This window comes from Nonomuraea sp. NPDC003727 (assembly GCF_053586935.1).
On sequence record NZ_JBSFNE010000009.1, the window covers coordinates 319,606 to 345,420 of the forward strand.

Genomic DNA, 25,815 nt, shown 5'->3' on the forward strand with positions numbered 1-25,815 from the left:
AGGAGATGCCGAATGAGTCTCGACGAGCAGGTCCTGAACTACCCGATCCCCAGCCACGCGGCGCTGGAGCCGCCCGCTGAATGGGCCGAGCTGCGCGGGCGCTGTCCGGTGGCTCACGTGAAGCTGCCCAGCGGCGACCAGGCGACGCTGCTGACCCGCTACCAGGACGTCAAGCAGGTGCTGGCCGACCCGCGCTTCACCCGCCTGCTGAACGCCCCCGACGCGGCCCGGCTGTCGGCCAACGACGACGGCGGGCTGTTCAGCAGCGAGATGGCGCAGGTCATCCCCGACGGAGGTGAGGAGCACCAGCGCTGGCGGCGCCTGGTCGGCAAGTGGTTCACCGCCAAGCGGATGGCCGCGCTCCGGCCCGCGATGGCGGAGATCGCCGAGCGGCTCATCGACGACATGGTCGAGCGTGGCCGGCCCGGTGACCTCAAGGCCAGCCTCGGCTTCCCGCTGCCCGTGTACGTGATCTGCGACATGCTCGGCGTGCCAGCCGCCGACCGGGACCGGTTCTCGTACTGGTCCGACACCCTGCTGAACCTCACCCGCTACAGCCAGGCCGAGGTCGACGCCGCCCAGGGCGAGTTCGTCGCGTACATGTCCGGACACATCGCGGCCAAGCGGCGGCAGCCTGGCGAGGACCTGCTGAGCGAGCTCATCGCGGCCGGCGGCCCCGAGGACGGCGGGCTGTCCGACGTCCAGCTGCTGGCCACCGGCATGGGGCTGCTGGTCGCCGGCCACGAGACCACCGCCAACATGATCGGCAAGATGGTCTCCATGCTGCTGGCCGACCGCAGCCGGTGGGAGCGGCTGCTGGCCGACCCGTCGCTGGTGCGCACGGCGGTGGAGGAGGCGCTGCGCTTCGACGCCAACCCCGGCTTCGGCCTGCCGCGCTACCTGCGCGACGAGATCGAGGTCGGCGGCACGGTCCTGCCCCGCGGCACCACCGTGGTGTGCAGCATGGCCGCGGCCAACCGCGACGACAGCGCCTTCGACGACGCCGGCGAGATGGACCTCAGCCGCAGCCCGAACCCGCACCTGGCCTTCGGCGCCGGCGCCCACTCCTGCCTGGGCCAGGCGCTGGCCCGCACCGAACTGCAGGTCGTGCTCGAGGTACTGCTGCGCAGGCTGCCGTCCCTGGAGCTCGCCGTTCCCGTGGAGGAACTGGAGCGCGTGGAAGGGCTGGCGGTCGGCGGGCTGCGCGAGGTCCCGGTCCGCTGGTGACCCGGCACCGCCGTAACCGCCCCGGAGAGAGGAACCAGGTATGAAAGTGACCGTGGACGAGGCCAAGTGCTGCGGCGCGGGCCAGTGCGTGCTGATCGCTCCTGAGGTGTTCGACCAGCGCGACGAGGACGGTGTCGTCGTCCTCTTGGAGCCCGAGCCCGGTGAGGACCAGCACGCCCTGGTGCGGGAGGCCGCCGCCGTCTGCCCGGCCGCCGCCATCGAGCTGAGCGAGGAGGCGTGAGCCCGCGGCCGGCTTGATCTCGTCCGGCATCGTGGACGGCCCGAGCCGACGATCGTGCGCAGGCGCGCAGGCCGCCATCGGCGCGTCGGCCGTCCGCACCCGCTGCGGCCGGGCCTTGGCGGTCTTGCGCATACGGTCACCTTCCGGCTCCGTGACGCCCCGGGTTGAGGCTGTCTGGTGGCCACGGCCCCTCCGGGGTTCGGTCCGTCCAGCGGCGGGATCCTGTGTCAGGACCGCCGGGGCGGTGCGAGAGACTCCAGGCAAACGGAGCGGGCAGGGTGGTGGCGCGTTGCGGGAATCCGCGTGGCGTGAGCTGATGCTGGAGCGTGGACCGGTCGGGCGCTGGCGCTCGGCCCTGGGTACGGCGGCCGCGCTCGTCGGCGAGGAGGTGGTGTTCGCCGCGGACGGGACGGGCCTGTTGCGCTCGTACTCGGCCCTCTTCGGCGAGGACGAGCCGCTTGCGTTCCGGTGGCGGATGGAGGGGCGCGCCCAGGTGCGCATCCTCCTCGTCGGCCCGGAGGAGGAGGGCGAGGAGGACGACGAGGGATTGGTCGTGACCATGGAGTTCCGCCGGCACGATACCGACACCGGCGCCACCACGGTCCTCGCCGAGCCCGGGCGTGATGCCTTCTGGCCGGCGACCTGGCCGCTGGAACCGGTCACGGAACCGCCAGGAGGCGCGTAGCCGGTCATCGTCAGTCGTCGTCAGTCGTCGTCAGTCACTGTCAGTCGCCGTGGCCGGTGGCCGGCGCGGATGGCCGCGGGCTCGCCGGCGAGGCGGGTGTCGTGGGCGATACCGGCGACGTGGGCGAGGCGGGTGCGGGCGACGCCGGGGACGCGGGCAGGACGAACACGTGGTCGGGCGTCACGACGCGCGTGACGGCCTGCCCGACGAGGGTGCCGGGTGCCACGCCCTCGTACCGGATGTCGGTGTTGACCAGGGCGACCAGCGTCGCCCGCGCCTCGGGCAGGTAGATCGTCAACGACTCGTAGCCGGGCAGCGAGCCGTTGTGCCCGACCCAGCCGTGCACGGTGAAGATGCCGAGGCCGTAGCCGGTGCCGGGGATTCCCGTCGGGCCCATGGCGAGCCGTTCGGCCTGCGTCTTGGGCGTCAGCAGCGTGCCGGTGGCCACCACGCGGGCCCACGTGCGCAGATCGGGCAGGTCGGAGATCATCGCTCCCGCGGCCCAGCCCCAGGAGGGGTTCCAGTCGGTGGCGTCCTCGACCTCGCCCGAGGCGGTCTGCCTGGTGTAGCCGTGGGCGTGCGGGTTCGGGAAGGCGGCACCGGTCGGGAAGACGGTGTGGCGCAGGCCGGCCGGCGCCACGACGTTCTTCTCGACGAACTCGGGCAGGGGGCGTCCGCCAATCTTCTCCACCACGAGCCCCAGCAGGATCGTGTTGGTGTTGCAGTAGGCGAACGTCTCGCCGGGCTGGAACTGCACCGGGTGCTTGAAGGAGTAGGCCAGCAGTTGCCGCGGGGTGAAGGGCCGTTCCGGGTCGGCGAGGAAGGCTTTGACGAAGGCGTCGTCCTCGGTGTAGTTGAACAGTCCGCTGCGCATGCCCGCCAGGTGGCGCAGGGTGATGCGGTCGCCGTTCGGGACTCCGTCCACGTACCTGGCGATCGGGTCGTCGAGACCGAGCTTGCCCCGGTCGACGAGCTGGAGCAGGGCGGTGACGGTGAAGGTCTTGGTCTCGCTGCCGATCCGCATGTACAGTCCCGGGCTCATGGCGACACCGCTCGCCTTGTCGGCGACGCCGAAGGCCCGCACGTACGACCCCTTGCCGGGCGCTGACAGCCCGACGATGACGCCGGGCACCCCGGCCTCCCGCATGACCTGCCGGATCGCGGTGTCCAGCCGCGCGGCGACGGCAGGGGTCAGCTCGGGGAAGTCGGCCCGCTGTGACGGGCCGGGAACCGCCGCGGTCTCGAGCGCGGGGATCGCCCCGGCGGGCGCGGTGTAGGCGGGGAAGGCCAGCAGGCCGGCCATCGCCAGCCCTGCGCAGGTTCCGCGCCGAAGCGCCCGTGACCACCTCATGACAGGCCTCCCGCCGCACGAGGACGACACTCCCCTACCAGCCTAGGCGTCCCCGACCCTCGCCTGCCCCGAAGTGGCGCTCTCACTGTTGGCGGTGAGTTGACCACTCTGGGTAAGAGCCATGTGCTCGATGGGGGTATCACCCCGTCCGGGTCGCCGCTCAGGCGATCCCTTCACCACCGGCGGACCCTGGCGGCGCCGCCGGTCGATCGCGAGGGAGCTTCGCGTGGCAGTCATCTCCGATGGCATCTACAAGATCGAGTTCACCCCCGAGCAGCAGCTCACCGCACTCGAGCCCAGGCCGGGGGGCCACCTCTGCCTGCTGCCGCCGGACTCCGGCTACGGGCAGACCTGGCAGGTGAGCAGCGACGGCAACGGTTCCCACACGATCCGCGCCACCGACTCCGAGCTGTACGTGAGCTTCGACGGCGACCCCGACATGCACGAGCTGGCCCTGGTGCTGCCTGAGGCCCGCCCCTGGCGGCTGGCCCCGGCGGCGGAACCCGACACGTTCGTCATCTCCGTCCCCGCGACCCCGATGCGTCTCGGTCTGAGCCTGCTGCGGATCTTCCCGCCCCGGGTGGCGCTGGCGCCCGACTTCGGCGACCCGTACCAGGCCTGGACCTTCATCAAGACCGGCTGAGCCTGCTGACCCGCCGCTCCGGAGGCGGCATTCCGGGTGACGCGGCGGACGCCTGTCAAGGCGTCCGCCGCGTCACCCGACGGCGGTTCAGGGACGCTCCCGCTCCGCGCGGGAGGGGCGGGGTCGCAGGCCGTGCTCGAGGATCTCCAGGCTCCGCCCGATCTCGGCGTCCACCACACCGGCATCGATGCACCCTCGACCTGCTCCTGCACCCGGTCCGGCTGCGCATCGTGCACGCCATGTCCGGCGGGCACGCCCACACCACCGCCGAGCTGTGCGCCGTCCTGCCCGACGTCCCGAAGACCACGGTGTATCGGCACGTCGGCCTCCTGGCCGAGGCCGGGGTGCTGGAGGTCGCCGGCGAGCAGCGCGTGCACGGCGCCGTCGAACGCCACTACCGGCTGCGCCGCGACCGGACCGTGATCGACGCCGACGCGGCCGCGTCGATGTCCCTGGACGACCACCGCCGGGGCTTCACCGCGGCCATGGCCACGCTGCACGCCGAGTTCAACGCCTACCTCGACCGGGACGGCGCCGACCCGACCGCCGACCTGGTGGGCTACCGGCAGCTCGTCCTCTGGCTCAGCCACGACGAGCTGGCGGAGTTGATGGGCGAGTTGCGCGAGGTCTTCGCGAAGCGGTGGGGCAACGGGCCCGCTGCGGATCGCCGCCCCCACCTGGCGAGCGTGATCGTGTTCCCGGCCGAGCAGCCGCCGCGGGACGGCGTCGACGGGCCGGGCGACCACCACGCCGATCGCTGAGCGCCCCACCGTGCGGTGCCGTGGCAGCCGGCGCGGGAGGCGGCGGTTGACCACCGAGGCCGGGGTGTACGGCCGGCTCCGCGCGCGGCCCGTCCCCTCGGCGCCGGCCGCCCGCCTCAGGGCAGCAGGCTCTCCACCACGTCGGCCGCCCGCCCGGCCCCGCCCTCGGCGCGTACCTCCTCGCGCAGCTCCGCCGCCCTGCGCGCCACCGCCGGGTCGGAGGTCAGCTCCAGCAACGTACGGCGCAGCAGCCCCGCGGTGGCCTCGGCCGTGTCCACCCGTCGGGCGACGCCCAGCTCCACCAGCCGGTCGGCGTTGTCGAACTGGTCGACCGCCTGCGGCACGGCGATCATGGGCACGCCCGCGAACAGGCCCTCGCCGCACCCGCCCATGCCGGCGTGGGTGACGAACGCGTCCGCCTGCAGCAGGACCGCCGGCTGCGGCACCCAGGGGCGCACCTCGACGTTGCCCGGCACGCGGCCCAGGTCGGCCGGGTCGACGTGCCTGCCGATCTGGAGCACCACATGCCAGCCGGGCAGGTCGCCGAAGGCGGCCAGGCACGCGCGGTAGAAGGCGGGCTGCCGGGTGAAGGTCGACCCGAGCGAGACCAGCAGCACCTTGTCGGCTCCGGCGGGACGGCTCCAGCCGCCCTGGTGCGGGCGCTCTCCCAGGCACGGGCCGGTGAACGTCACCGCCTCGGTCTCGACCAGGTCGGCGTTCGGCTGCATGGCTCGCGGGATCAGCGCCACGGCCCGTTCCGGCCGCCCGGGGAAGGAGTCGACGTCAGTGGTGGTCGCCCCGGAGGTGGCCAGCCATGCGGCGAACGCCGCCCGGTAGGCGCCGGCGCCGGGCAACTGCCACAGGTGCGCGGCGACCTGCTCCTGGTATCCCTTCCACGCCACGTAGGTGGGTGACAGCTGCACCATCGGGCGGTCCTGCGACTCGGCGAGCGCCCTGGCGGCGTAGCCGCCGATGTCGTACAGGTACAGGTCGGCCGGGTCGCGGTCGTAGACGGCGCGCAGCTGCGGCAGCATGCGGATGTTGTCGTCGAGGAAGACCCGCATCGCCTGGATGGGATCGGCGGGCCAGCCGTCGTCGGCGACGGGCAGGCTCGACTCGTACGGGACCAGCTCGGCACCCGTGGGCGTGATCAGGTGTGCCACGGCCGGGTCGTTGGCGTAGGTCACCCGGTGCCCGCGGCCCACCAGCTCGCGGATGACTTCGAGGCCGGGCAGGACGTGGCTGACGGCCGGGATGCCGACCATGGCGACATGCTTGCGTGACATGACAGAACTCTCTTCAGATCCACGGCCGTGCGGCGGTCGGGCTCCGGCGCCGGCCTGCGTATTCCCCAGCGGAGTCCTTCCCCGGGAAAGGATCAGGCTGCCGTCTTTCCGCTGCTGGAGAACACACTGGCCGCGGGTGGAGCGCACGGGCGCGCCGGGCATGGGTGGAGCGCACGGTCGCGCCGGGCGCCGTTCGCCCGGTGCCGGCCGGGTGAGCCGCGGCTGCCCGGCCGGCACCGCGGTCGTCGCGTGCGACCGGTCCGGCTACTTCCAGAAGTCGAGCCGGTGCGCGGCGGCGTAGTCGATCGGCCGGATCGCGCCCGGCGCGAGCGACTGGGTGCCGTGGGCGAGCCTGCGCCAGACCGGCAGCCCGCGGCCGTTGGGCGAGCCGGTGCGGGCGAAGTTCGTCCAGTACCCGACCATCTGTTCCGACAGCCTTTCCTGGGCGGGGCTCAGCCGGGCCTTCTCTTCCGGGAAGAGGTACGGCAGGTCACCGGCGTGGTAGGCGCCCCAGTCGAAGTCCACCTGCAACGGCAGGAACATCGGCGCCTGGCGGTCGGCGAACTCGTAGCCGTAGACGGGCACGTGCCTGGCGAGCAGGGTGTTCTGCTCGTGGGTGCCGCGCGCCCAGATCCTGTCGGTCATCACCGCCGCCCACGCCTGGCCGGGCGAGGCGTGCTCCGACAGCGGGTACCTGCGCATCACCCGGTCGGCGTCCTTGCCGAAGGCGGTCTTGAGCAGCGTGCCGTACTGCTCGGCGGTGACCGGCTTGCCGGCCGCGTCGTAGGTCATCCCCACGAAGATCCGGTGCTCGTCCTTGGTCGCGCCGGCCAGCACGGGAACCCGGTGGAAGCGGCCCTTCCTGATCGCCGTGGACGGCAGTTCGGGAAGCACCCTGTTGCCGTAGGCGTACACCTGGAAGGCGTTCATGATCTGCGGCACGTCGAGGATCTTCTTCACCGGCAGCGCGCGCAGGCACGCCAGGTCCTGGCAGCCCAGCCTGGCGGCGTACTCCTTGCCGACCGCCTCGGCGTCCCCGGCGCTGCGCCAGGCGAAGGTCGGCAGGGCCGGCATGCCGGGGACCAGGCTGCCCGCCGGCATGTCCATCATCGTCTCGCCGCTCTGCATGGCCACCCGCTGGAACAGGCCCTTGGCGCCGGGTGAGGTGAGGTGGCCGCCGATGGCGAGCGCGCCGAAGGAGACGCCGAACGCCGTGACGTTCGACGGGTCTCCGCCGAAGGCTGCGGCGTTGCGCCTGACCCAGCGCAGGGCCTCCTGCTGGTCCTGCAGGCCGTAGGTGCCCCCGTCCTCGAGGCCGGGGTAGCTGAAGCCGTTGAACACGCCGAGCCGGTAGTTGATCGTCACGACGACGCCGCGGGAGGCCAGCTTGCGGGCGTCGGAGAAGTGCCCGCCGCCGACCGCCCCGTCCCCGTGGATCCACACCATGACGGGACGGTCGCGTCCCGGCTCGCGAGGGGCGGTGACGTTGAGGACCAGGCAGTCCTCGGTCGTGCTGGAGATCGGGGCGTAGGGGGAGCCGACCTGCGGGCACAGCGGGCCGGGCCGGGTCGCGTCCTTGACGCCGTTCCAGCGCCCGGCGGGCCTGGGGCTCTCCCACCGGCCCGCGGTGGCGTACGGGATGCCCTGGAAGACGCGGTGCTGGTCGGTCACGACGCCGCGCACGGCTCCGGTGTCGGTCGTGACGACGGCACCGTCCGACGGCCGCTGCGCCGGGCCGGTGCCCGTGACCATCCCGGCCACGGCGAGTGTCGCAAGAAGGATTCGCATGCCTCAACGCTGCTGGATCCCGCCCCGGCCCAGAAGATTCATCGATCCTCGATGATCCAGGACAAACGTCCCGGGACCCGGGTCCTCGGCGTCGCCGCCGCCCCCGGCCGCGCCATCGCCGCCAACACCGCCGGCCCCGAGCCGTACACGCGAGGTCGGCCGATGAGGCCGTCTGCCGGGTTCTTGATGTCTGGACTGCGAGGCGTTACCGCCCGAGAGTGGCGGGCGGACACGGCCTCACCGGTGTCTTGTCGTCAGCCCCGGAAAGGGTTCACGCCACCGCGGGTCCCCGCGAAAATCGCCGCGGCGGATCGTACCAGGGGGCGAGCACGCACTAAGAAGGCCCTCCGCTCGGGTCCGTGTCACCGGACGCGAAGCAGCCGTGAGTGGCCGGGTTGACGAGGTCAGTGGGACGAGGCGGGGATGTCGCGGACGCTGATCCTGCGGCGGAAGACCCAGTAGGTCCATCCCTGGTAGAGCAGCACCACCGGCAGGAAGACCACCGCGACCCAGGTCATGATGCCGAGCGTCTTCGGTGTCGCGGCCGCGTTCTCGACGGTCAGGCTGTAGGCCGGGTTGATCGTGGACGGCAGGACGTTGGGATAGAGGACGGCGAACAGGCTGATCACCGCCACGCCGATGGCGACCGCCGAGAACAGGAACGACCAGCCCTGACGCCCTCTGGCGATGGCGGCCAGCGCGCCGGCGAAGGACAGGACGGCCAGGGCGGCCAGGATCACCGTGCCGGCCTGGCCGCCCGCCAGCTGCGTCCAGGCCAGGAAGATCACCGCGAGGACCGCCGCCACCACGCCCGTCCGCAACGCCACCCCGGCCGCCCGCCCGCTGATCTCGCCGGTGGTCTTCAGGGCCACGAAGACGGCGCCGTGCGCGGCGAACAACGCCAGCGTCGTGAGCCCGCCGAGAAGGGCGTACGGGTTGAGCAGGTCCCAGACCGTACCGACGTACTCGTGCCGGGCGTCGAGCTTCACGCCGCGCACGATGTTGGCGAACGCGACGCCCCACAGCAGCGCGGGCACGAACGACCCCGCGATGATGGCCGCGTCCCAGCGCCGCCGCCATGTCCGCGAGTCTCGCTTGGCGCGGTACTCGAAGGCCACCCCGCGCACGATCAGCGCGAGCAGGATCAGCAGCAGCGGCAGGTAGAACCCGCTGAACAGCGACGCGTACCACTCGGGGAAGGCGGCGAAGGTGGCGCCGCCCGCGGTGATCAGCCACACCTCGTTGCCGTCCCACAGGGGGCCGATCGTGTTGATCATCACGCGGCGTTCGGTGTCGTCCCTGGCGATGACGGGCAGCAGCATGCCGACGCCGAAGTCGAAGCCCTCCAGGACGAAGTAGCCGACCCACAGGACCGCGATCGCCACGAACCAGATGTCGGTGAGCTCCACTGTCCGATCCTCCTAGTAGGCGAACGACATCTCGCCGCCGTCGCGCGGTTCGCTCTCGTCGACGTCGGGCGGGGCCACCCTGGCGTACTTGATCATCAGGCCGGCCTCCACCACGGCCAGCACGCCGTACAGGGCGGTGAAGGCGATCAGCGAGGTCAGCACCGTGCCGGCGCCGACGCTGGGTGAGACGCCGTGGAGGGTCCTCATCTGGCTGAAGACGATCCACGGTTGCCTGGCCATCTCGGTGAAGATCCAGCCGAAGCTGTGGGCGAGGAAGGGCAGCACCACCGACCAGACGGCGGCCCGCCAGACCCAGTCCTTGCCGCGGATGCGCCGTCCGCGGGTCAGCCACAGGACGGCGACCGCCACCGCGGCCGCGAGCAGGCCGAATCCGATCATGAGCCGGAAGCTCCAGTAGGCGACCGGGATGTAGGGGCGGTAGTCGCCGGGGCCGAATCGCTTCTGGTACTCGGCCTGGATGTCGTTGACGCCTTGGACCTTGCCGTCGAACGAGCCGGTGGCCAGCTGGGACAGCAGGCCCGGGATCTCCAGCGAGAAGATCGGCTGCGTGCCGTCGAGCGTCCCGATGGTGAACAGGGAGAACGGCGCCGGCTGCTGGGTCTCGTAGAGGGCCTCGGCGGCGGCCATCTTCATCGGCTGGGTCTGCGTCATGATCTTGCCGAGCAGGTCGCCGGAGACCAGGCCGCCGAGGGCGCCGATCAGCACCACGACCGCGCCGAGCCGCAGCGACGGGCGGAAGACGTCGACGTCTCTGTGCCTGGCCAGATGCCAGGCGGAGACGGCCATGAGGATCACTCCCCCGGCCAGCCAGCAGCCGAAGACCGTGTGCGGGAAGGTGGCCAGCAGGACCTTGTTGGTCAGCACGGCCCCGAAGTCGGTCAGCTCGGCGCGGCCGTCGACCTTGAAGCCCACCGGCCACTGCATGAAGGAGTTGGCGGCCAGGATGAAGTAGGCCGACACGATCGTGCCGATCGCGACCACCCAGATGCACGCGAGGTGCACCCGTTTCGGCAGCCGGTCCCAGCCGAAGATCCACAGCCCCAGGAACGTCGACTCCAGGAAGAAGGCCAGCAGCGCCTCCAGCGCGAGCGGGGCGCCGAAGATGTCACCGACGAACCTGGAGTAGGAGCTCCAGTTCATGCCGAACTGGAACTCCTGCACGATCCCCGTCACCACGCCCATGGCGAAGTTGATCAGGAAGAGCGTGCCCCAGAACTTGGTCGCCCGCAGGTACGCCTTCTTCCCCGTGCGCACCCAGGCCGTGTTCAGGATGGCCACCATCAGCGACATCCCGATCGTGACGGGCACGAACAGGAAGTGGTACACGGTGGTGATCCCGAATTGCAGGCGCGCGAGATCCAAGGCATCCATGGGATGACTCTAAGTGTCCGATCGTGTTCCTATTGTCATGGCGCGCCGGGATCGCGAGCGGGGCGATCACCGCGATCGCGCCTCCACCCCCACCCTGCCGACACTACCCGAAGGGCACCGCTCGGGACCCTGGCTCATTTCGCGACGTTGCGCAGGTCGACGTCGTCGAAGTCGACGCTCACGTCGGCCGCGCTGTCCACCAGGAAGATGAGGCGCACCATGCCGACCTGCTTGCCGCGGGCCGTGGCGGGGATCTCGCAGTCCAGGCGCAGCGGTGTCCACACCCCCGTCGGGCGCAGGGTGATGACGGGCGAGCGGACCGAGCTGCCGGTGATCGGCGTGCCGTTCTGCTCCAGCAGGTCGAGCGCCAGCTGCACGCTCGCGCGCGTGCCGGCGGGCGCCCGGTAGCTGGTGGTCAGGCGGGCCAGCCCGGGCTCGATGTCGATGACCTGGCTGGGGCCGCCCCAGCCCTGACCGGTGACCCGCAGCACCGCCTCGCCGGGCGGGCGGGAGATGGCGCGGGTCCCGGTGGAGCGGTCGAGCAGCTCCCACGGGGCCAGCCCGTCCTCGAAAGAGGGGTTTCGCACGAGCGACGGCGCCGGCACGCCGCGCAGGATGAGGGCGGCGTAGGGGTGTTCGGCGGCCAGGGCGCGGGCCCGGTCGGTGACCGGGCCGCCGTCCGGCTCGCGCACCCGCAGGTAGTCCACCAGCGTCCAGTACTCGCCGGGGTTCCAGCCGGTCCAGGTCAGGTTCGGGTGGGAGGCGGGGTTCATCTGCAGCACGAGCACCGGGTCGCGGGAGAACTCGGTGATCAGCGCCTGGCGGCGGGCGGCCAGGTCGAGGCGGCGCTGGAAGGCCTCGACGCCGCTTTCGAGGAGGGCGAGCGCGGCGGCCTGGTCGGCGGGGGCCTGGACGGGGCGGGGGTAGCTGAGCGCGGAGGCCTCGAAGAACTCGAAGGCCCGCCGCATGATCGTCGCCCTGGCCCGTTGCGCGGGCGTGACCGTGGCCGAGACGACCGAGTCGAGCAGGCTGCGGCTGCGCTCCAGGTCGGCCTCCTCCACCAGGTCGAGGTACTGCGGCAGGTTGAAGGTCTGGTAGGTCGCATCGGGCAGGAACCAGGGCGAGCCGGGCACCCGCTCGGTCCAGAACCGCTCCCACAGCGCGAAGTAGGCCGACAGGGTGTCGGCCGCGGCGGTGCCGACCGCGCGCTCGCACCACTCGCGGTTCAGCCGGTCGACGTCGGCGCCGGCGTTCCACAGCAGCTTGGCGGTGATCCAGGGCTTGGGGCCCTCGCCCCAGTTCGGGTACAGCTCGGCGTAGTGGGCGACGACGCCCTTGGCCTTGGCGTACCGGAGGGTCTCGGCGTAGCGGCGGGAGAACATCCGCGGTAACAGGTACGGCGCGCCGTACAGGTAGTCGTAGAAGCCGAGCCGCTCGCAGACCGCCAGCCACCGCTCGGTCAGCGCGTGCCCGTCCGCCTCGACCGCCGGATCGACCCACGCGTACCGGTCCTGCGTCAGGAACGGCACCACCCTCGGGTGCAGCGGGAAGGCGGGCGGCGTCTCCAGCGTGCGGTAGGCCAGCAGGCCGAAGTCCTTGCCGGGGTGGCGCTCCAGCACGCGTCGCACGACCTCGTTGACCCAGGCGTAGTAGGCGGGCACCGGGTCGGTCTCGGCGAAGCCTTCGCCGTCGTTGACGCCCAGGGAGAAGGAGCGGGCGGCGGGGTTGGCGGCGAAGTACTCCAGGATGCCGGTGACGGCCGCGTCGATGGTGCCGGGCACGGAGAAGGCGGGCTGCCAGCCGGTCAGCTTGCCCGGCGCGGGCGGTCTGCCGCCCGGATAGTACTCGGGGTGGGTCTGGCCGTACCTCTCGACGGGGAACAGGGTGTGCAGGTTGTGGTGGAAGGCGATGGGTTCGGTGCCGACGCCCTGCATCCTGTTGCGCTGCGCCCACTGCTGCTGCAGCGGGTACCTGGCATCACGCAGCGGGCTGAGCGAGCGCTGGGTGAAGGCCGGCTGCTCGTACACCTGGACGACGGGGATCCGCAGGGCCGCCAGCGCCGGCACGTCGTCGCCGTCGGGGCCGGGCAGCAGCCACCGGACGCCGACGTAGCGTTCGAGGAACTCGCGCACGCCGTTGGCGGTGCCCGCCGCGCTCGGGCCGGCGACGGTGACGGTGCCCTGATAGATCCTGATCACGAATCCGTCGGGGTCGAGCCCGGTGAGCAGGCGCGGTACGGAGGGGTCGGGCCCCGGCCCGCCCACGTGGATCGGGGTGAGCCCGGGCGCGGCCGAGCGGGGCAGGCGGACGCCGGTGGCCCGCTCGACGTAGGCGACGAGCTCGTCGGCGAGGGCTTCGGCGCCGGGAGCGGCGATGACGGCGGCCCTGGCCGTACCGGACAGGACGACGGGCAGTCCCTCCTCGGGCAGGAGGGCGGGGACGAGGGGGATGGCCCCCATGAGGCCGAGCAGCTGGCGACGGTTCATGGCGACTCCTATCGAGGACCTAAGACATAGGACATACCCTCGCCGCGACGCGCGTCAATGCCGGGGCCATAACGGCATAACATGCGCGCCGTTATCGGGCCCGCGAAGGTTATAAACGGCACGACATAGGTGCATACCAGGCGATAAGGTCCTCCCTCGTGACTCTTTCTCATGACGTGGCCGGTGACGGCCCTGCCCTCGTACTGCTGCATTCCGGAGTGTGCGACCGGCGCATGTGGGATCCGCAGTGGGCGGCTCTCCTCGATGCCGGCTACCGGGTGATCCGCTGCGACTTCCGCGGCTTCGGCCGATCACCGATGCCCGACCGCCCCTACAACAACGCCGATGACGTGGTCGACCTGCTCGACCACCTCGGCATCGAGCGGGCGGCGCTGGTCGGATCGTCCTTCGGCGGCCGGGTCGCCCTGGAGGTCGCGGCGCGCTGGCCGGACACCGTCACCACGCTGGCGCTGCTGTGTTCCGGCTCGCCCGAGCTGGTGCCGGGCCCGGCGCTGCGGTCCTTCGCCGAGCAGGAGGACGCGCTGCTCTCCGCCGGCGACGTCGACGCAGCCGTCGAGCTGAACCTCACGACCTTCCTCGGCCCGGAGGCCGACGACGCGACACGCGAGAACGTCCGCCTGATGCAGCGGCACGCCTTCGACGTCCAGATGGCAGGCGGCGAGGAGTTCGGGCAGATCGCGGCGGAGATCGACCTGAAGGCGATCACCGCCACGTGCCTGGCCGTGTCCGGCGGCCGGGACCTGCCGGAGTTCCGCGAGATCGCCACCGGCCTGCCGGGCCTGCTGCCCCGCGCCCGCCACGTCGAGCTGCCGTGGGCCGCCCACCTGCCCAGCCTGGAACGGCCCGCCGAGGTGACCGCCCTGCTGCTGGACTTCCTGGGCGCCTCCGACTGAAGCTCTCTGCGGGCGCCGGGGAGCGCGACGGCCGGCCCCGCCTCGACGGACAGGTAGCAGCGCGGCCCCTCGGGATCCGTCCCGAGGGGCCGCGAGGCTCAGGCGCCGGCCAGCGCCGCGGCGGCCAGCAAGGTGGCCGCCAGACCGCCCGCCACCACCAGGGCGGCCGCCGCCAGCGGCAGGCGCAGGCTCACCGCGCGCACCCAGGGCCGCGCCGCCGCGCCTGCCAGCACGTCCCGCCCGCGCAGGACGGCGAGGCCGACGCCGGCCAGCGTGAGCGCCAAGCCCACGCCGAACGCCGCCACCATGGCCAGCGCGAGCGCCGCCCTGCCGGTGATCAGGCCGGTGAGCAGCAGCAGGAACGCCGAAGGCGAGGGCAACAGCCCACCGGAGGCGCCGATCGTCACGATCCCCCGCCAGGTGAGCAGGGAGGCACCCGGCCCCTCCCCATGACCGTGGCCGTGCCCATGCCCATGCCCATGACCGTGCCCATGCCCATGACCGTGCCCATGCCCATGACCGTGCCCATGCCCATGACCGTGCCCATGCCCGTGGCCGTGCCCATGTCCGTGGCCATGGCCGGGCGTACGGCGGGCGCGGAGGTGCCGCAGGAGCAGGCCCACGCCCACCCCCAGCACGATGAGCGCGGCCACCAGCTGCAACCACGACGTCACCACACCCAGATCCGGCGCCGCGTCCATCGTGATCCACCACCCGACCGCCAGCACGCCCACCGACACCGTGTGCATGACCGCCACGACCACGCCGAGCAGAAGCGCGTCCCTGGCCCTGCCGTTGCCGCCGACCAGGTAGCCGGCCGTCAGCGTCTTGCCGTGACCCGGCGCGCAGGCGTGCGCGGCACCGGCCACCAGCGCCACCAGCAGGGCCAGCGGAAGCACCACCCCCGAGGTGAGCAGCGACGACAGCTCCGCCGTCCAGACCGCGGCCGGGCCCGCCGAGACGGGCACGCCCGACCCGCCGTCGAGCGCCAGCGGATGGGCGGGAGCCGTGGCCGTGTGGAGCGCGCCGTGTCCGGCCGGGGTGGTGGACACCGTCCGGTAGTTCGCGTTGACGTCGGTCAGCGTGGTGATCGTCAACGTCACCGTCCCGACCTTCGCGGGGCAGCGGAAACGCAGAACCGCCCCGGAGGTGGCAAGAGCGTCGGTGCGGATCGTCGTCACCGGGCACGCCCTTCCCGCCTGCCCCACCGTGATGCGCGCGCCGAGGTAGTCGCGGACGGCGCCGGCCACCGGCCCGTCCCGCCAGGCGGGCCCGCCACCCGGCGAGGACGCGGGCCCGGTGGAGGAGGGCGAGGACGGAACAGCGGGAGGCGGCGTGCGCGTCCCGGTGGAGGAGTGCGAAGGCGCAACGGCGGGAGGCGGCGTGCGCGTCCCGGTGGCCGCCGCGACAAGGGCCGCGAGGTCGTCCTCGGCCGCCGACCAGGTCACCTCGACCGCATCACCGTCCGCGGTGACCTTCGCCACGAGCGGCGGGCCGAAGGGGTGCGCCCACCCCTGGCCCGCCGCTCCCAGCAGGACCGCCGCCGCCATGCCCGCCACCGCGAGCAGGCGGACCAGGACCCGTCGTCCAACCACGGTCACCGACCGGAACCGCCGCGCGGCTTCCTGGCCACCAGGGCGTGGACGGAGCCGTCGTCGGTCAGCGCGTAGAGCACGTTCCCGCTCACCGACAGCGCCGAGGCCACACCCCCGCCCAGGTTGTACTCGGCCAGCTTCCGCCCGCTCGCCCGGTCCAGCGCCACGACGCGACCATCCCAGGTCGCGGCGTACACCACGGACTCGGTCGCCAGGGCGTGCATGGCGGGCGAACCCGGCCCCGCGCCCGCGCACCCGGCCGCGACCCGCCACTTGTCGTCCATCGGGCTCTCGCCCGGCAGGTACCCGAGCGGCGTCTCCCACACCGGGGTCGCCGGCGTCGCCGAGGCCGTGTCGTAGGCCCTGACCACGCCGTCCATGCCGGCCACGTACGCCATCGCACCCCTGGTGGCGGGGCTGGTCACCGGCGGAGGCCCGGGCTCGCACGTGCTCGAGGTGCCGAGCTTGGCGTGCCAGACGACCTTGCCCTGCGCCTGCACGTCATGGCCGCGGACGCCCGACATGGTCGCCGTCACCAGCCCCGCGTCGGTCAACACCGGGGAGGACTGGCTGAACAGGTCGCCGCCCGTGTCGACGGAGGACTGCTGCGTGCAGGTGGCCAGATCCATCGCGATCAGCGTCTGGCTGGACCCCGAGTGCAGGTAGGCGGTGGTCGAGCCGGGCCGCCGTACGGCGACGCTGTGGTACTCGCCCCAGCCGCCCGGCGCGGCGAACCCGCCGGGCAGGCGGGTGCCGGTCCTGGCGTCGCGGCAGCGCACGCCGTCCCACTCCTGGTAGACCGCCACGCTGCGGCCGTCGGGCAGGTCGAACACGCTCACGGGGCCACCGGCGCGGCCGTAGCGGCGCACCGTCGACCCGGTGACCTGCTCGGCGTCGATCGTCTCCCAGACCACCTTGCCGGTGCGCGCGTCGAGCGCGTAGACGCGGCCGACACCCGTGGTGAGGTACACCTTGCCGTCGTGAACGGTCGGGTAGGACTCGGCGTCGCCGTCCAGGTAGGTCCGCCACCTCTCGGCGCCGGTCCGCGCGTCGTAGGCGAGCATCATGCTGTACGGCGAGTCGAAGGCCTGCGAGGCGACGATCACCTTGCCGTCCCACACGGCGGCGCCGTTGAGGTGGAACTGCTCGCCGGTGCTGGCCGCCCAGCGCAGGTCGAGCGTGGCGCCCGGGTCGTCCTCGGCCGACGAGCGGCCCTGCTCGTCGCCGCCCTGCCTGGTCCACTCCCGGCCGGGCGACGGCCTGCCGAGCCGCGGCTGGCCGCTCACCGTGAAGCTGGTCGTGACCGCCGGCCAGGTCGCCCCCGCCGTGTCCTTGACGACCAGCTCGGCGGTGTAGCTGCCGGGCAGCAGGCCGGTGACCCGCTCGCTCACCCTGGTCCACGACACGTGCGCCTGCGGGCACGGCTCGGCCGTACCGCCCGGCGGGGTGTAGCAGTTGACGATGCCCTTGGGCGAGGTCGCGCGGCCGAACGGCATCGCCTTCTCGTGCCAGACGGTTCTGCCGTGCCGGCGCAGGGTCAGCGAGGCGGTCGCGGGGGTGCGGCCGTCGTCCTCGGCGTACACCTCGACGGGCACGCCCGAGCGGGCGCTGTGGACGCTGTCCTGGGCGGGGCTGACCAGGGCGACGTCGTCGTCGACCTCGAACTGGCGGCGGGTGCCGGTGATGTAGCCCTTGTCGTCGCCGGTGACGCCGCTGAAGTCGAGCACCTTGTAGTCGGGCCTGGCGGAGTCGATGCCGTAGGTGCCCATGTTGTTGACCTCGACCGACCTGGCGAACGCGCCGCGCCGGTACTCGGCCTGCTGGTTGTGACCCGCGGCGAACATCCGCACGTCGTACTTGGCCAGCTCGTCCACGGTCGGCTGCATGCCGGCGCCGGGGCCCCAGCGGGTGAACAGCGAGCGGTGGGCGAACACCAGCACCTGCTTGCCGGTGGCGTGCCTGCGCAGGTCCTCGCGCAGCCAGGCCAGCTGCGGGGCCAGGCCCCTGGCGTCGTAGTTGTCCTCGAGCACCACGACGTGCCTGCCGTTGCGGTCGAAGCTGTACCACTCGGGGCCCAGGTTCCTGCGCCAGTACTCCAGGCTGCCGCCATACCCGGTGGAGGTGGCGGTGCCACCGACGTCGTGGTTGCCGATGACCGGATAGAACGGCATGCCGAGCCTGCCCTTGCGCAGGCCCTCACGCAGCAGGTCGTAGCCGCCCTGGCGGCGCGGCTCGGCGGCGTAGTCGGTGACGGTCAGGTCGCCCGTGGTGATCGTCATGGTGGCGCGGTGCACCTCGGACATCGCCTCGACGTGCCCCTGCCACTGCGGGAGGGCGGACCTGGCCTCGGCGTCGGTGCGGTTGCCCACCTCGACGTCGGAGACCATCAGCCACTTCTCCTTGGGGTCGGCCGCGTTGGTGTCGGGCACCAGCGCGAAGTCGAGCCGCTGCCCTTCCTTCGCCTCGCGGAAGAAGGTGGGCACGTAGTCGTCGCGCAGCACCGGCGTGTAGCCGTCCGGCGAGACGACGGAGACCAGGTCGGTCTCCCTGCGCGCCCGGTCGACGGTCAGCGTGTAGCCGCCGTCGGCTCCGGTGGTCGCCCAGACCGCGCCGTCGGTGACGGACACGTTCGGCAGCCCCTTCTCGCCCTGGTCCCTGACGCCGTCGGCGTCGCGGTCGGCGAAGACCACGCCCTCGACGGTCACCGGCTCGGCGGCCGCTCCGGCCAGCGTGAACGTCACGGGCGCGGCGAGCGGGTCGTAGCCGTCGTCGGCCAGGAAGTGCGCGCTCCAGGCGCCTTCCCCGAGCGCGGCGGTGGACAGGGTGACGGTGCCGGAGGCGAGCGGCGCCCTCACCCAGGTGCGGGAGGCGACCTGGCCCGGCTTGTCGGCGGCCGCGTACAGGCCGACCCAGTTCAGCGCGCCCGGCTTGTCGGTGGTGTAGCTGAAGGTGACCGGCTGGCCGGCCTTGGGGTTGGGGGTGGTCAGCGCCAGGGTGCCGGCGGCCGTCGCGGAGGGCGTCCCGCTGGGGGAAGGACTCGCGGCCGTCGCCACTGTCGTCGCATCTGTCGTTGCCTCTGTCGTCGTCTTCTCCGTGCCCTGCCCGGGGTCGGCGAGCGCGGCGCCGGGGGCGAGCACGACCACGGCCAGCACCGCCGCGACGGCCGTACCGACGGCCCGCCTCGGCGTGCGCCGGTCCGCCGGCCCGGAGCCCGGCAGGCGGCTGCCCGCCCGGCCCGTACGGCGGCGCAGCGCCGCCACCGCCACCCCCATCAAGCTCAGCGCAAGGATGAGCGCCAGGCCCAGGAGGACCACCGTGAGCCGGCCGGGGCCGGCCGCGTGCGCGCCGGCGGCGTCGACCACGGGCAGCTCGGCCGTCACGTTGACGGTGGTGCCGTCGAACTCGGTGATGATCTCCGACAGGCCGCCGGACTTCAGCACGGCGCCCAGATCGAGCCTGTCCACCGCGCACGGCCACGCGAGCTCGATGACCACCCCGTCCGGAATGCCGCCGGTGTCGCCGGACACTCCCTGCGCGGTGACCGGACAGCCGCCCGCGAGCAACCCCTTCGCCCAGGCGCCCGCCTGGGCGGGAGTGACGACATCCTTGTGCACAACCAAGCGACCGCTTGTTGAACTGGATGTGGCGTGCACGACGAGCTCGGCATGCTGCCTGCTGAGGTGTGCCGCAGCCGGAGCTGCGACGACCAACGAGCCGATCACGGCGACGATTAACGCACAGAAGATCCGGACGGCATTAAATGTGTGATATGGCCTATATTGCATGCCGACTAAGCTAGACAAGTTGCCTGCCGCCGGACGAGCACCGGCAACGATGTTCACCCACCCGCCCCAAGAATTCACCCGTCGTCACCTCCTGGACCACGCCGGGCGGATCCACTCGGCGGCTGCCGGGCGATCCGTGCTGATAAATGACGCCCCGCCTCGCCCCCGGCACGGACCTGGACGACCTCCTGCAGGCGCTCATCACGCCGAGGCGCTCAACGCCCGAAGTGCCGCCGGCAGCCCGGGACAACGCCGTCCATGCCCTGCGGAGCAGCGTCAGCGCACCCGACATGGGCCGGGTGGCTGTGCAGCAGTTGCTTTGTCCGTCATCCGCCGGGGTGCGGGGGTGTGGCGGATAGGCGCACGGCGACGCTGAGCCCGCCGGCGGGACGCGCGGTGACGGCGAGTGTTCCATCTGCAGCAGGAGCACGTGTGAGCCGGTGGTTCGGTTGACCTCGCCGGACGTCTGGATGGTGACTGCGCGCTTCTCCGCGAGAGGTAGCAACGTCTCGGTGGCTTCCTCGACCACCAGGGACAGATCGACGCCCTCCCGGGTGAAGGACCGCTGGCCGGCACGGCTGAGCAGGAGCAGCGCCTCGGCCAGGTCGATCGCTCGGGTGTTGACGATGTGGAGGCGTTCGACGAGCTCGTCGGCCTGCCGCCGCGGATCGTTGCGGGCCACGTCGAGAAGGGTCTGTGTGATCGCCAGCGGGGTGCGCAGGGAGCCAGCATGCTACCGGCGAGAATCCACCCTCCCAGGAGGCCGAACACCAGCAGGAAGGCCAGCACCGCGACCGCGGCCGGACCGAAGGCGCGCAGCCAGGCGCCCTACTCACCGTCCCCTCCCCCGAAACCGGTGCCGGACGCCGTGCCGATGCGGTACCCGACGCCGGGCACCGTCGCGATGACCCAGGGTTCGCCGAGCCGCTTGCGCAAGGCCGAGACCGTGATGCGCACGGCGTTGGTGAAGGGGTCGGCGTTCTCGTCCCACGCCCGTTCCAGCAGCTCCTCGGCGCTGACGACACCGCCTTCGGCGGCGACCAGCACCTCGAGAACGGCGAACTGCTTCCTGGTCAGCGCGACGTACCGCCCGTCCCGGTAGACCTCCCGCCGGAACGGATCCAGCCGCAGACCGGCGATCTCCCGCACGGGCGGCCTGCTGTGGGCGCGACGGCGGTCGAGTGCCCGGAGCCTGAGCACGAGCTCTTTGAGCGCGAACGGCTTGGTGAGATAGTCGTCGGCGCCGAGCTCGAAACCCGAGGCCTTGTCGTCGAGCCGGTCGGCGGCGGTGAGCATGAGGATCGGCATGCCGCTGCCGGAAGCGACGATGCGTCGCGCGATCTCGTCACCGGACGGTCCGGGAACATCGCGGTCGAGGACGGCGATGTCATACGGATTGACACCCAGCAACTCGAGAGCGGTCTCGCCGTCACCGGCGATATCGGCCGAGATCGCTTCCAGACGGAGCCCATCACGGATGGCTTCCGCCATATAGGGCTCATCCTCGACGATCAGTACGCGCATTCTGCCGATACTACGAACCCGAACATATCGTCGGCGTATCGGAAATCACATAAGCGCTGGTAACACCACGCTGCCTTGACTGGCGGCATGAGTCTTCACACACCGGCGCGATCAGGAGTCGGCCGCGCCCGCCGGCTCGTAGTCGTCGGCCTGGCAGCGGTCATCGCCGCGATCGTCGCAACCCTCGGTTATCAGCTGGTCTCGTCGTCGGCCACCTCGTTCAGCGATGTTCTCGGCGAGCACCGGGGGGCTGCCGGGGAGGCTGACGGCGTCGTCCCCGACGGCGTGACGGTCTTCGACGACGAGTTCCCGGCTGTGGCCAAGCTCGATCCGGACCTGCTCGAGGCCCTGCGCCGAGCCGCGACCGACGCCGCTGAGGACGGCGTCGAGTTCCACGTCAACAGTGGATGGCGTTCTCCGCGGTACCAGCAACAGTTGCTCCGCGATGCCGTCTCCAGGTACGGCTCGCAAGAGGAAGCCGCGCGGTGGGTCGCCACAGCGGACAACTCCGCCCACGTGTCCGGGGACGCCATCGACATCGGACCCTTCGACGCGACGGCGTGGCTGTCCAGGCACGGCGCCGACCACGGGCTATGCCAGATCTACGGCAACGAATCCTGGCACTACGAACTGCGCCCCGAAGCAGCCGACCGTGGGTGCCCACCGATGTATGCCGACCCCACCGACGATCCAAGGATGCGGCACTGACCAACGCCGTCGGCGTATCCCGTCCCGGTGACCCCCACTCACCCTGCAGACCTTTCCCGACCGTGGCAGGAAGGCTGCAGAGCGCCGGGATCCGGTTGGAGCTGCTGATCGGGCCGCTGACGGGAATCTACGACCCGAACGGGCTGGGAGGCGTGGCGCCGGTGGCACGGCCAGGCTGCTGGACGTGGGGGTCACGGGGCGGACGGCCGTACATCGTGAGCGAGTTCATCGCGGGATCGCGACCCTCGACCGGCTCGAACGGCCGCGAAGCGGCCGGCGACCACGACAGGCGCCCGGCGCCGGCCGCGGAGCCGCCGCCGGCACGGCCGGGGACGCGAACAGGCCAGGTCGACGCGCTCAGCCGGTGGTGAAGGGCGGAACGGTGAGCGTGTCGACGCAGGAGGTGTCGTAGCCGCCGGAAGGCTGGTCGAAGAAGCCGACCAGTATCGCGCGGGCGCATGCGGATTGGTCGAACACGGAGTGGCCCAGCCCGGGGAACACCAGGACGCGCGAGCGGGACAGGCCGGTGGCGGCGGCAGCGGCCCACCGCGTTCCGGCGGGCCCGTCGAAGGTTCCCGACATCAGCAGGGCGGGCACGTCGCTGCGGGTCTGGGCCGTCACCCGCCGATCGGCGCGTCCGACGTCCCAGGCCGCGCAGTCGGGGAAGATCCGGGCGACGAACTCCTGCTGCGGCGGCAGTGACAGCACCCGGTCGGGGAAGTCGGGCAGCGCGGCCTGGCCCGCGGCCTGCACCTTCCGGCGGTCGGTGAAGGCCGCCTGCTCGCGGCAGACCACCCCGTAGAACAGGCCCCAGCCGACGAAACCGGGCGGGGAGTTGCCGGCCAGCACCGTCCTGGCCGCGGGCAGGCCGTCGCCGGCGGCCAGGGCGTGCACCGCGGCGGGCACGGTGGTCAGCGCCCAGGGCGGCAGGGCCGCCACCACGACCATGTTGGCCAGCTGGTAGCCGTCGAACACCACGGTGGTGGGCGGGGCTCCCGCCTGGCCGGGCACGGGCACCGTCAGCGGCCGGCGGTTCAGGCGCCGCACGGTGGCGGTGAACTCGGCCCGCAGGCCGGGGTAGGCCGCCTGGCAGGCCGGCTGGGCCGCGCACGCGGCGAACATGGCCTGGTACTGGTCGGCGGCGTTGGGCCACAGGCCTTCCAGGAGGTTGAGGTGGGGTGTGACGACGGAGTCCAGCACCATGCTGCGGATGCCCTGCGGATGGTCGCGCAGCAGCTGCAGGGCCAGATCGCTGCCGTAGGACACCCCGTAGACGTTCCATTCCTTGACGCCCAGCGCCGTGCGCAGATCGGCGATGTCGGCGGCGTTCTCGGTGGTGTTGTACGCCGACAGGTCGTAGCCCGTCCTGGCCAGCCGGTCGCGACAGGCCCGGGTCGCCTCGACACCCTTGCGGGTGGTGTCCGGGTCGGTGGCCACCATCGTGACCGCCCGGCGGGTGAAGGCGTCGATCTCCGGACAGCTCAGGAGCGGCTCGGCGCGCCCCGTCCCCCGCTGGTCGACGAAGACGACGTCCCGGTCGGTGTTGATCGCCGGAGAGAGCCTGGAGACGGTGAAGGCGTCCAGCAGCCCGGACCCGCCGGGCCCGCCCGTCAGCCACACCACCGGGTCGGGCCTGGGCCGCGCCGCGGCGGCCTTGAGCCGGGCCACAGCGATCTTGATGGTGCGTCCGCCGGGCCTGGCGCGATTCTCCGGCACGGTCAAGTACCCGCAGCTGAACTCCGGCCCCAGCGCGGGCACACCGGGCAGGATCGGCGCCGGACACGCCGCCGGGGCGTAGCGCGCACGGGCGGCCGGCTTCGGCTCCTCGTTCGCGCACCCGGCGGCCCCCGCCGCCAGCAGCACGGCGACGGCGAAGCCTGCCACCGCGCGCAGCCGGCGACCGGCGCGCCCGCTCGCCTTGACGCGCCTGTGGCTCGGCCAGAAGGTCCGCGTTTTCCTGTCCGGCCACGGACAGGTTCTCGACGGAGGTCGCCCGGCGTGCGTGCGCACGTCAGCGTGCCGCGCGGCGCCCCGCCCTGCGCGGCAGCCCGGTTCGCCGTGCCCTGGTTCGCCGTGTCCCGGGCTGCCGGCGTGGACGGACACGGCGTCGGGTGGTGTGTCGGTCATCGTCCCTCCCGGCCGAGCCCGCGGGTCTGCCCGCCGGCGAGCCGGGGACGGCCTGGCGGCCGTCGCTTCCCAGCGGAGGCGTCGATGCCGGTACTGCCGGCGCCGGCGTTCACGCCGTCCGGCCGGAGCGGTCCGGGATGAGCCCACCGGCCGGGGCCGGACCCACTACCCATTAGGCACCCGCCCCTGCGCATCCCGCAAGCCGCCCTTCGCGGCGGCACCGCAGGGTCCCGCCGGACGCCCGCCACGGCATTCCCTCACTGGCCGGACCGGCCGGACCGGGCCTCGGCGGTCCGTCGCGGACGCCCCCTCGCCGGCAGCAAGCGGCCCCGAAGGCGGCGATCAGCGGTGCCGCCGCACCCGGGTCCGGGCGGGCTTCACCCGACGGTCACCGCGATCTTGCCGACCGTGCCGCCGGTGAAGTCGGCGACCGCCTGGGCGCCGTCGGCCAGGTCGTAGGCGCGGGCGAGCGGCACCCGCAGGCGGCCGGCGACCACCTCGGCGGCCAGGAAGGCCAGCGTGGCCGGGCTGGGGTCGGCCATGATCGCGGTGGCCTTGACGTCCTCGCCGTCCGGGACGAAGTGCAGCGTGGAGGCCAGCCGTCCGCCCGGGACCAGCAGGCCGGCCACCGCGGCGCCGTCGCCGGCCAGGTGCAGCGCGGCCTGCACCCCGCCGGGCGCCACCGCCTCCACCTGCGCCCGCAGGTCGTCGGGATCCACGACGTAGCGGGCGCCGAGCGCGGTGACGAAGGCGGCCTGGGCGCCGGGCCGGGCCGTGGCGATGACGGTGGCGCCGCGGGAGGCGGCCAGCTGGACGGCGTAGGCGCCCACCCCGCCGGTCGCGCCGGAGATCAGCACGCTCTCCCCGGGAGCCGGGGCCACGGCGTCGACCGCGTTGAGCGCCGCCGTACCGGCCAGGCCCAGCGCGCCGGCCCTGGCGTGGTCGAGCCCGTCGGGGATGCGGCTGATGCCGTACTGCTCGCCGACCACCACGTACTCGGCGAAGCCGCCCTGTCCGAGGGTGGGCCGCATGACCACGCCGAACACCTCGTCGCCCACCGCCAGGCCGCTCACCCCGGCCCCGACGGCCGCGACGCTGCCGGCGAAGTCCTTGCCGAGCACGACAGGGAACTCGTACTCGTAGACGCCCTTGAGGAGTCCGCCCAGGACGCCCAGGTCGAAACCGTTGACCGAGGCGGCCCGCACGCGCACGAGCACCTCGCCGGGGCCGGGCTCGGGGGTGGGCAGCTCGGTGAGCGCGGGAGCGGCTCCGAAGCCGGAGAACGCGACAGCACGCATATCTGGTCACTCCTTGTTCGATGACGATGACGTCTGGCGCCGGCAGGCGCGGGACGGTTCCGGTCGCGGACGGTCCGCCCTCGTCGGGAAGGCCGTCCGGCCGGGCGCAGGCCTACCGCACTTTCTGTGCGTTGGTTATGCCTTGTGCGCGCCTCGAGTCTGGTCCAGAATGCCGCCATGACGGAAGAAGGCACTTTGACCAGCCCACCGCACACCGATGTGCGCGTCTCCGAGGACCACCATGTGTGCCAGCTGCGCGATGTGCTGGATCGGGTCGGCGACAAGTGGAGCGTGCTGGTCATGAGCCTGCTGGGCGACGGCCCCAGGCGTTACTCCGAGCTGCAGCGCGCCATCGAGGGCATCTCCCAGCGCATGCTCACGCTGACGTTGCGCAGCCTCGAACGCGACGGCCTGGTCGAACGGACGGTCACCCCGACCTCGCCGCCGCGCGTCGACTACGCCCTGACCCCTGTCGGCCAGACGCTGTCCGGCCAGGTGAGCGGGCTGATGCGCTGGGCGGAGGAGCACCGCGCGTACGTGGCCGAGTCCCGCCGCCGCCACGACCTCGCGGCAGCCGGTTGACGCGGCAGCGGGC

Annotated in this window: 20 protein-coding genes; 8 read left to right on the top strand and 12 right to left on the bottom strand. The window is 72.5% G+C overall.

The features are described 5' to 3' along the window. Window positions 1–12: 12 nt before the first annotated feature. The 3 genes from ACWDLG_RS24400 (at window position 13) to ACWDLG_RS24410 (ending at window position 2,153) form a co-directional block, all read left to right on the top strand. A complete protein-coding gene (locus ACWDLG_RS24400) occupies window positions 13–1,227 on the top strand; it encodes a cytochrome P450 (protein ID WP_449923566.1) in 1,215 nt (404 codons plus the stop codon). A gap of 40 nt (window positions 1,228–1,267) precedes the next feature. Beyond that, window positions 1,268–1,468, top strand: coding sequence for a ferredoxin (locus ACWDLG_RS24405; RefSeq protein WP_354917836.1), 201 nt, complete (start codon window positions 1,268–1,270; stop codon window positions 1,466–1,468). A 289-nt stretch (window positions 1,469–1,757) separates the two neighbouring features. After that, complete coding sequence (locus tag ACWDLG_RS24410) at window positions 1,758–2,153, top strand: hypothetical protein (protein ID WP_449923570.1); 396 nt, start codon at window positions 1,758–1,760, stop codon at window positions 2,151–2,153. A gap of 40 nt (window positions 2,154–2,193) precedes the next feature. On the opposite strand, the gene ACWDLG_RS24415 is transcribed toward ACWDLG_RS24410, so the two are convergent. Beyond that, a complete protein-coding gene (locus tag ACWDLG_RS24415; protein ID WP_449923573.1) occupies window positions 2,194–3,504 on the bottom strand; it encodes a serine hydrolase domain-containing protein in 1,311 nt (436 codons plus the stop codon). Window positions 3,505–3,730: 226 nt separating this feature from the next. Here ACWDLG_RS24415 and ACWDLG_RS24420 point away from each other — a divergent pair, with 226 nt between their 5' ends. Beyond that, window positions 3,731–4,147: a hypothetical protein gene (locus tag ACWDLG_RS24420; RefSeq protein WP_354917827.1), complete on the top strand. Its 417-nt coding sequence runs from the start codon at window positions 3,731–3,733 to the stop codon at window positions 4,145–4,147. A 206-nt stretch (window positions 4,148–4,353) separates the two neighbouring features. Further along, window positions 4,354–4,908, top strand: coding sequence for a helix-turn-helix domain-containing protein (locus tag ACWDLG_RS24425; protein ID WP_449923922.1), 555 nt, complete (start codon window positions 4,354–4,356; stop codon window positions 4,906–4,908). A gap of 116 nt (window positions 4,909–5,024) precedes the next feature. Here the strand turns inward: ACWDLG_RS24425 and ACWDLG_RS24430 are convergent, their stop codons facing one another. The 5 genes from ACWDLG_RS24430 to ACWDLG_RS24450 form a co-directional block, all read right to left on the bottom strand. Next, window positions 5,025–6,194 carry a macrolide family glycosyltransferase gene (locus ACWDLG_RS24430; RefSeq protein WP_449923577.1) on the bottom strand — a complete coding sequence of 390 codons (1,170 nt, stop codon included), beginning with the start codon at window positions 6,192–6,194 and terminating at the stop codon, window positions 5,025–5,027. Between the two features lie 264 nt (window positions 6,195–6,458). Beyond that, the gene (locus tag ACWDLG_RS24435; protein WP_449923580.1) at window positions 6,459–7,982 is read right to left on the bottom strand and encodes a carboxylesterase/lipase family protein; all 1,524 of its coding nucleotides are present in this window, start codon (window positions 7,980–7,982) and stop codon (window positions 6,459–6,461) included. A gap of 404 nt (window positions 7,983–8,386) precedes the next feature. Next, the gene (cydB, locus tag ACWDLG_RS24440) at window positions 8,387–9,391 is read right to left on the bottom strand and encodes a cytochrome d ubiquinol oxidase subunit II (RefSeq protein WP_449923582.1); all 1,005 of its coding nucleotides are present in this window, start codon (window positions 9,389–9,391) and stop codon (window positions 8,387–8,389) included. Between the two features lie 12 nt (window positions 9,392–9,403). Beyond that, the gene (locus ACWDLG_RS24445; protein WP_449923585.1) at window positions 9,404–10,783 is read right to left on the bottom strand and encodes a cytochrome ubiquinol oxidase subunit I; all 1,380 of its coding nucleotides are present in this window, start codon (window positions 10,781–10,783) and stop codon (window positions 9,404–9,406) included. A gap of 134 nt (window positions 10,784–10,917) precedes the next feature. Beyond that, the gene (locus ACWDLG_RS24450) at window positions 10,918–13,269 is read right to left on the bottom strand and encodes a DUF4838 domain-containing protein (protein WP_449923588.1); all 2,352 of its coding nucleotides are present in this window, start codon (window positions 13,267–13,269) and stop codon (window positions 10,918–10,920) included. Window positions 13,270–13,427: 158 nt separating this feature from the next. Here ACWDLG_RS24450 and ACWDLG_RS24455 point away from each other — a divergent pair, with 158 nt between their 5' ends. Then, window positions 13,428–14,183 (top strand): alpha/beta fold hydrolase, encoded by a 756-nt coding sequence (locus tag ACWDLG_RS24455; RefSeq protein ID WP_449923591.1) that lies wholly within the window; start codon window positions 13,428–13,430, stop codon window positions 14,181–14,183. 98 nt (window positions 14,184–14,281) lie between these two features. On the opposite strand, the gene ACWDLG_RS24460 is transcribed toward ACWDLG_RS24455, so the two are convergent. The 4 genes from ACWDLG_RS24460 to ACWDLG_RS24475 form a co-directional block, all read right to left on the bottom strand. Then, on the bottom strand, window positions 14,282–15,778 hold the full coding sequence (locus tag ACWDLG_RS24460; RefSeq protein ID WP_449923594.1) for a hypothetical protein: 1,497 nt from the start codon (window positions 15,776–15,778) through the stop codon (window positions 14,282–14,284). Window positions 15,779–15,780: 2 nt separating this feature from the next. Further along, entirely contained in the window at window positions 15,781–19,392 is a 3,612-nt protein-coding gene (locus ACWDLG_RS24465; protein WP_449923925.1) for an outer membrane protein assembly factor BamB family protein, read from the bottom strand. A 181-nt stretch (window positions 19,393–19,573) separates the two neighbouring features. Then, complete coding sequence (locus ACWDLG_RS24470) at window positions 19,574–20,245, bottom strand: hypothetical protein (RefSeq protein ID WP_449923596.1); 672 nt, start codon at window positions 20,243–20,245, stop codon at window positions 19,574–19,576. A 146-nt stretch (window positions 20,246–20,391) separates the two neighbouring features. After that, a complete protein-coding gene (locus ACWDLG_RS24475; protein ID WP_449923599.1) occupies window positions 20,392–21,087 on the bottom strand; it encodes a response regulator transcription factor in 696 nt (231 codons plus the stop codon). Window positions 21,088–21,174: 87 nt separating this feature from the next. Here ACWDLG_RS24475 and ACWDLG_RS24480 point away from each other — a divergent pair, with 87 nt between their 5' ends. Next, complete coding sequence (locus ACWDLG_RS24480) at window positions 21,175–21,795, top strand: M15 family metallopeptidase (RefSeq protein ID WP_449923602.1); 621 nt, start codon at window positions 21,175–21,177, stop codon at window positions 21,793–21,795. 357 nt (window positions 21,796–22,152) lie between these two features. Here ACWDLG_RS24480 and ACWDLG_RS24485 read toward each other — a convergent pair whose 3' ends face one another. Both ACWDLG_RS24485 and ACWDLG_RS24490 read right to left on the bottom strand, forming a co-directional pair. After that, window positions 22,153–23,679, bottom strand: coding sequence for an alpha/beta fold hydrolase (locus ACWDLG_RS24485; protein ID WP_449923605.1), 1,527 nt, complete (start codon window positions 23,677–23,679; stop codon window positions 22,153–22,155). A 620-nt stretch (window positions 23,680–24,299) separates the two neighbouring features. Further along, complete coding sequence (locus ACWDLG_RS24490; RefSeq protein WP_449923608.1) at window positions 24,300–25,220, bottom strand: NADP-dependent oxidoreductase; 921 nt, start codon at window positions 25,218–25,220, stop codon at window positions 24,300–24,302. Between the two features lie 177 nt (window positions 25,221–25,397). Here ACWDLG_RS24490 and ACWDLG_RS24495 point away from each other — a divergent pair, with 177 nt between their 5' ends. Beyond that, window positions 25,398–25,802 (top strand): winged helix-turn-helix transcriptional regulator, encoded by a 405-nt coding sequence (locus tag ACWDLG_RS24495; protein ID WP_449923611.1) that lies wholly within the window; start codon window positions 25,398–25,400, stop codon window positions 25,800–25,802. Window positions 25,803–25,815 lie beyond the last annotated feature (13 nt).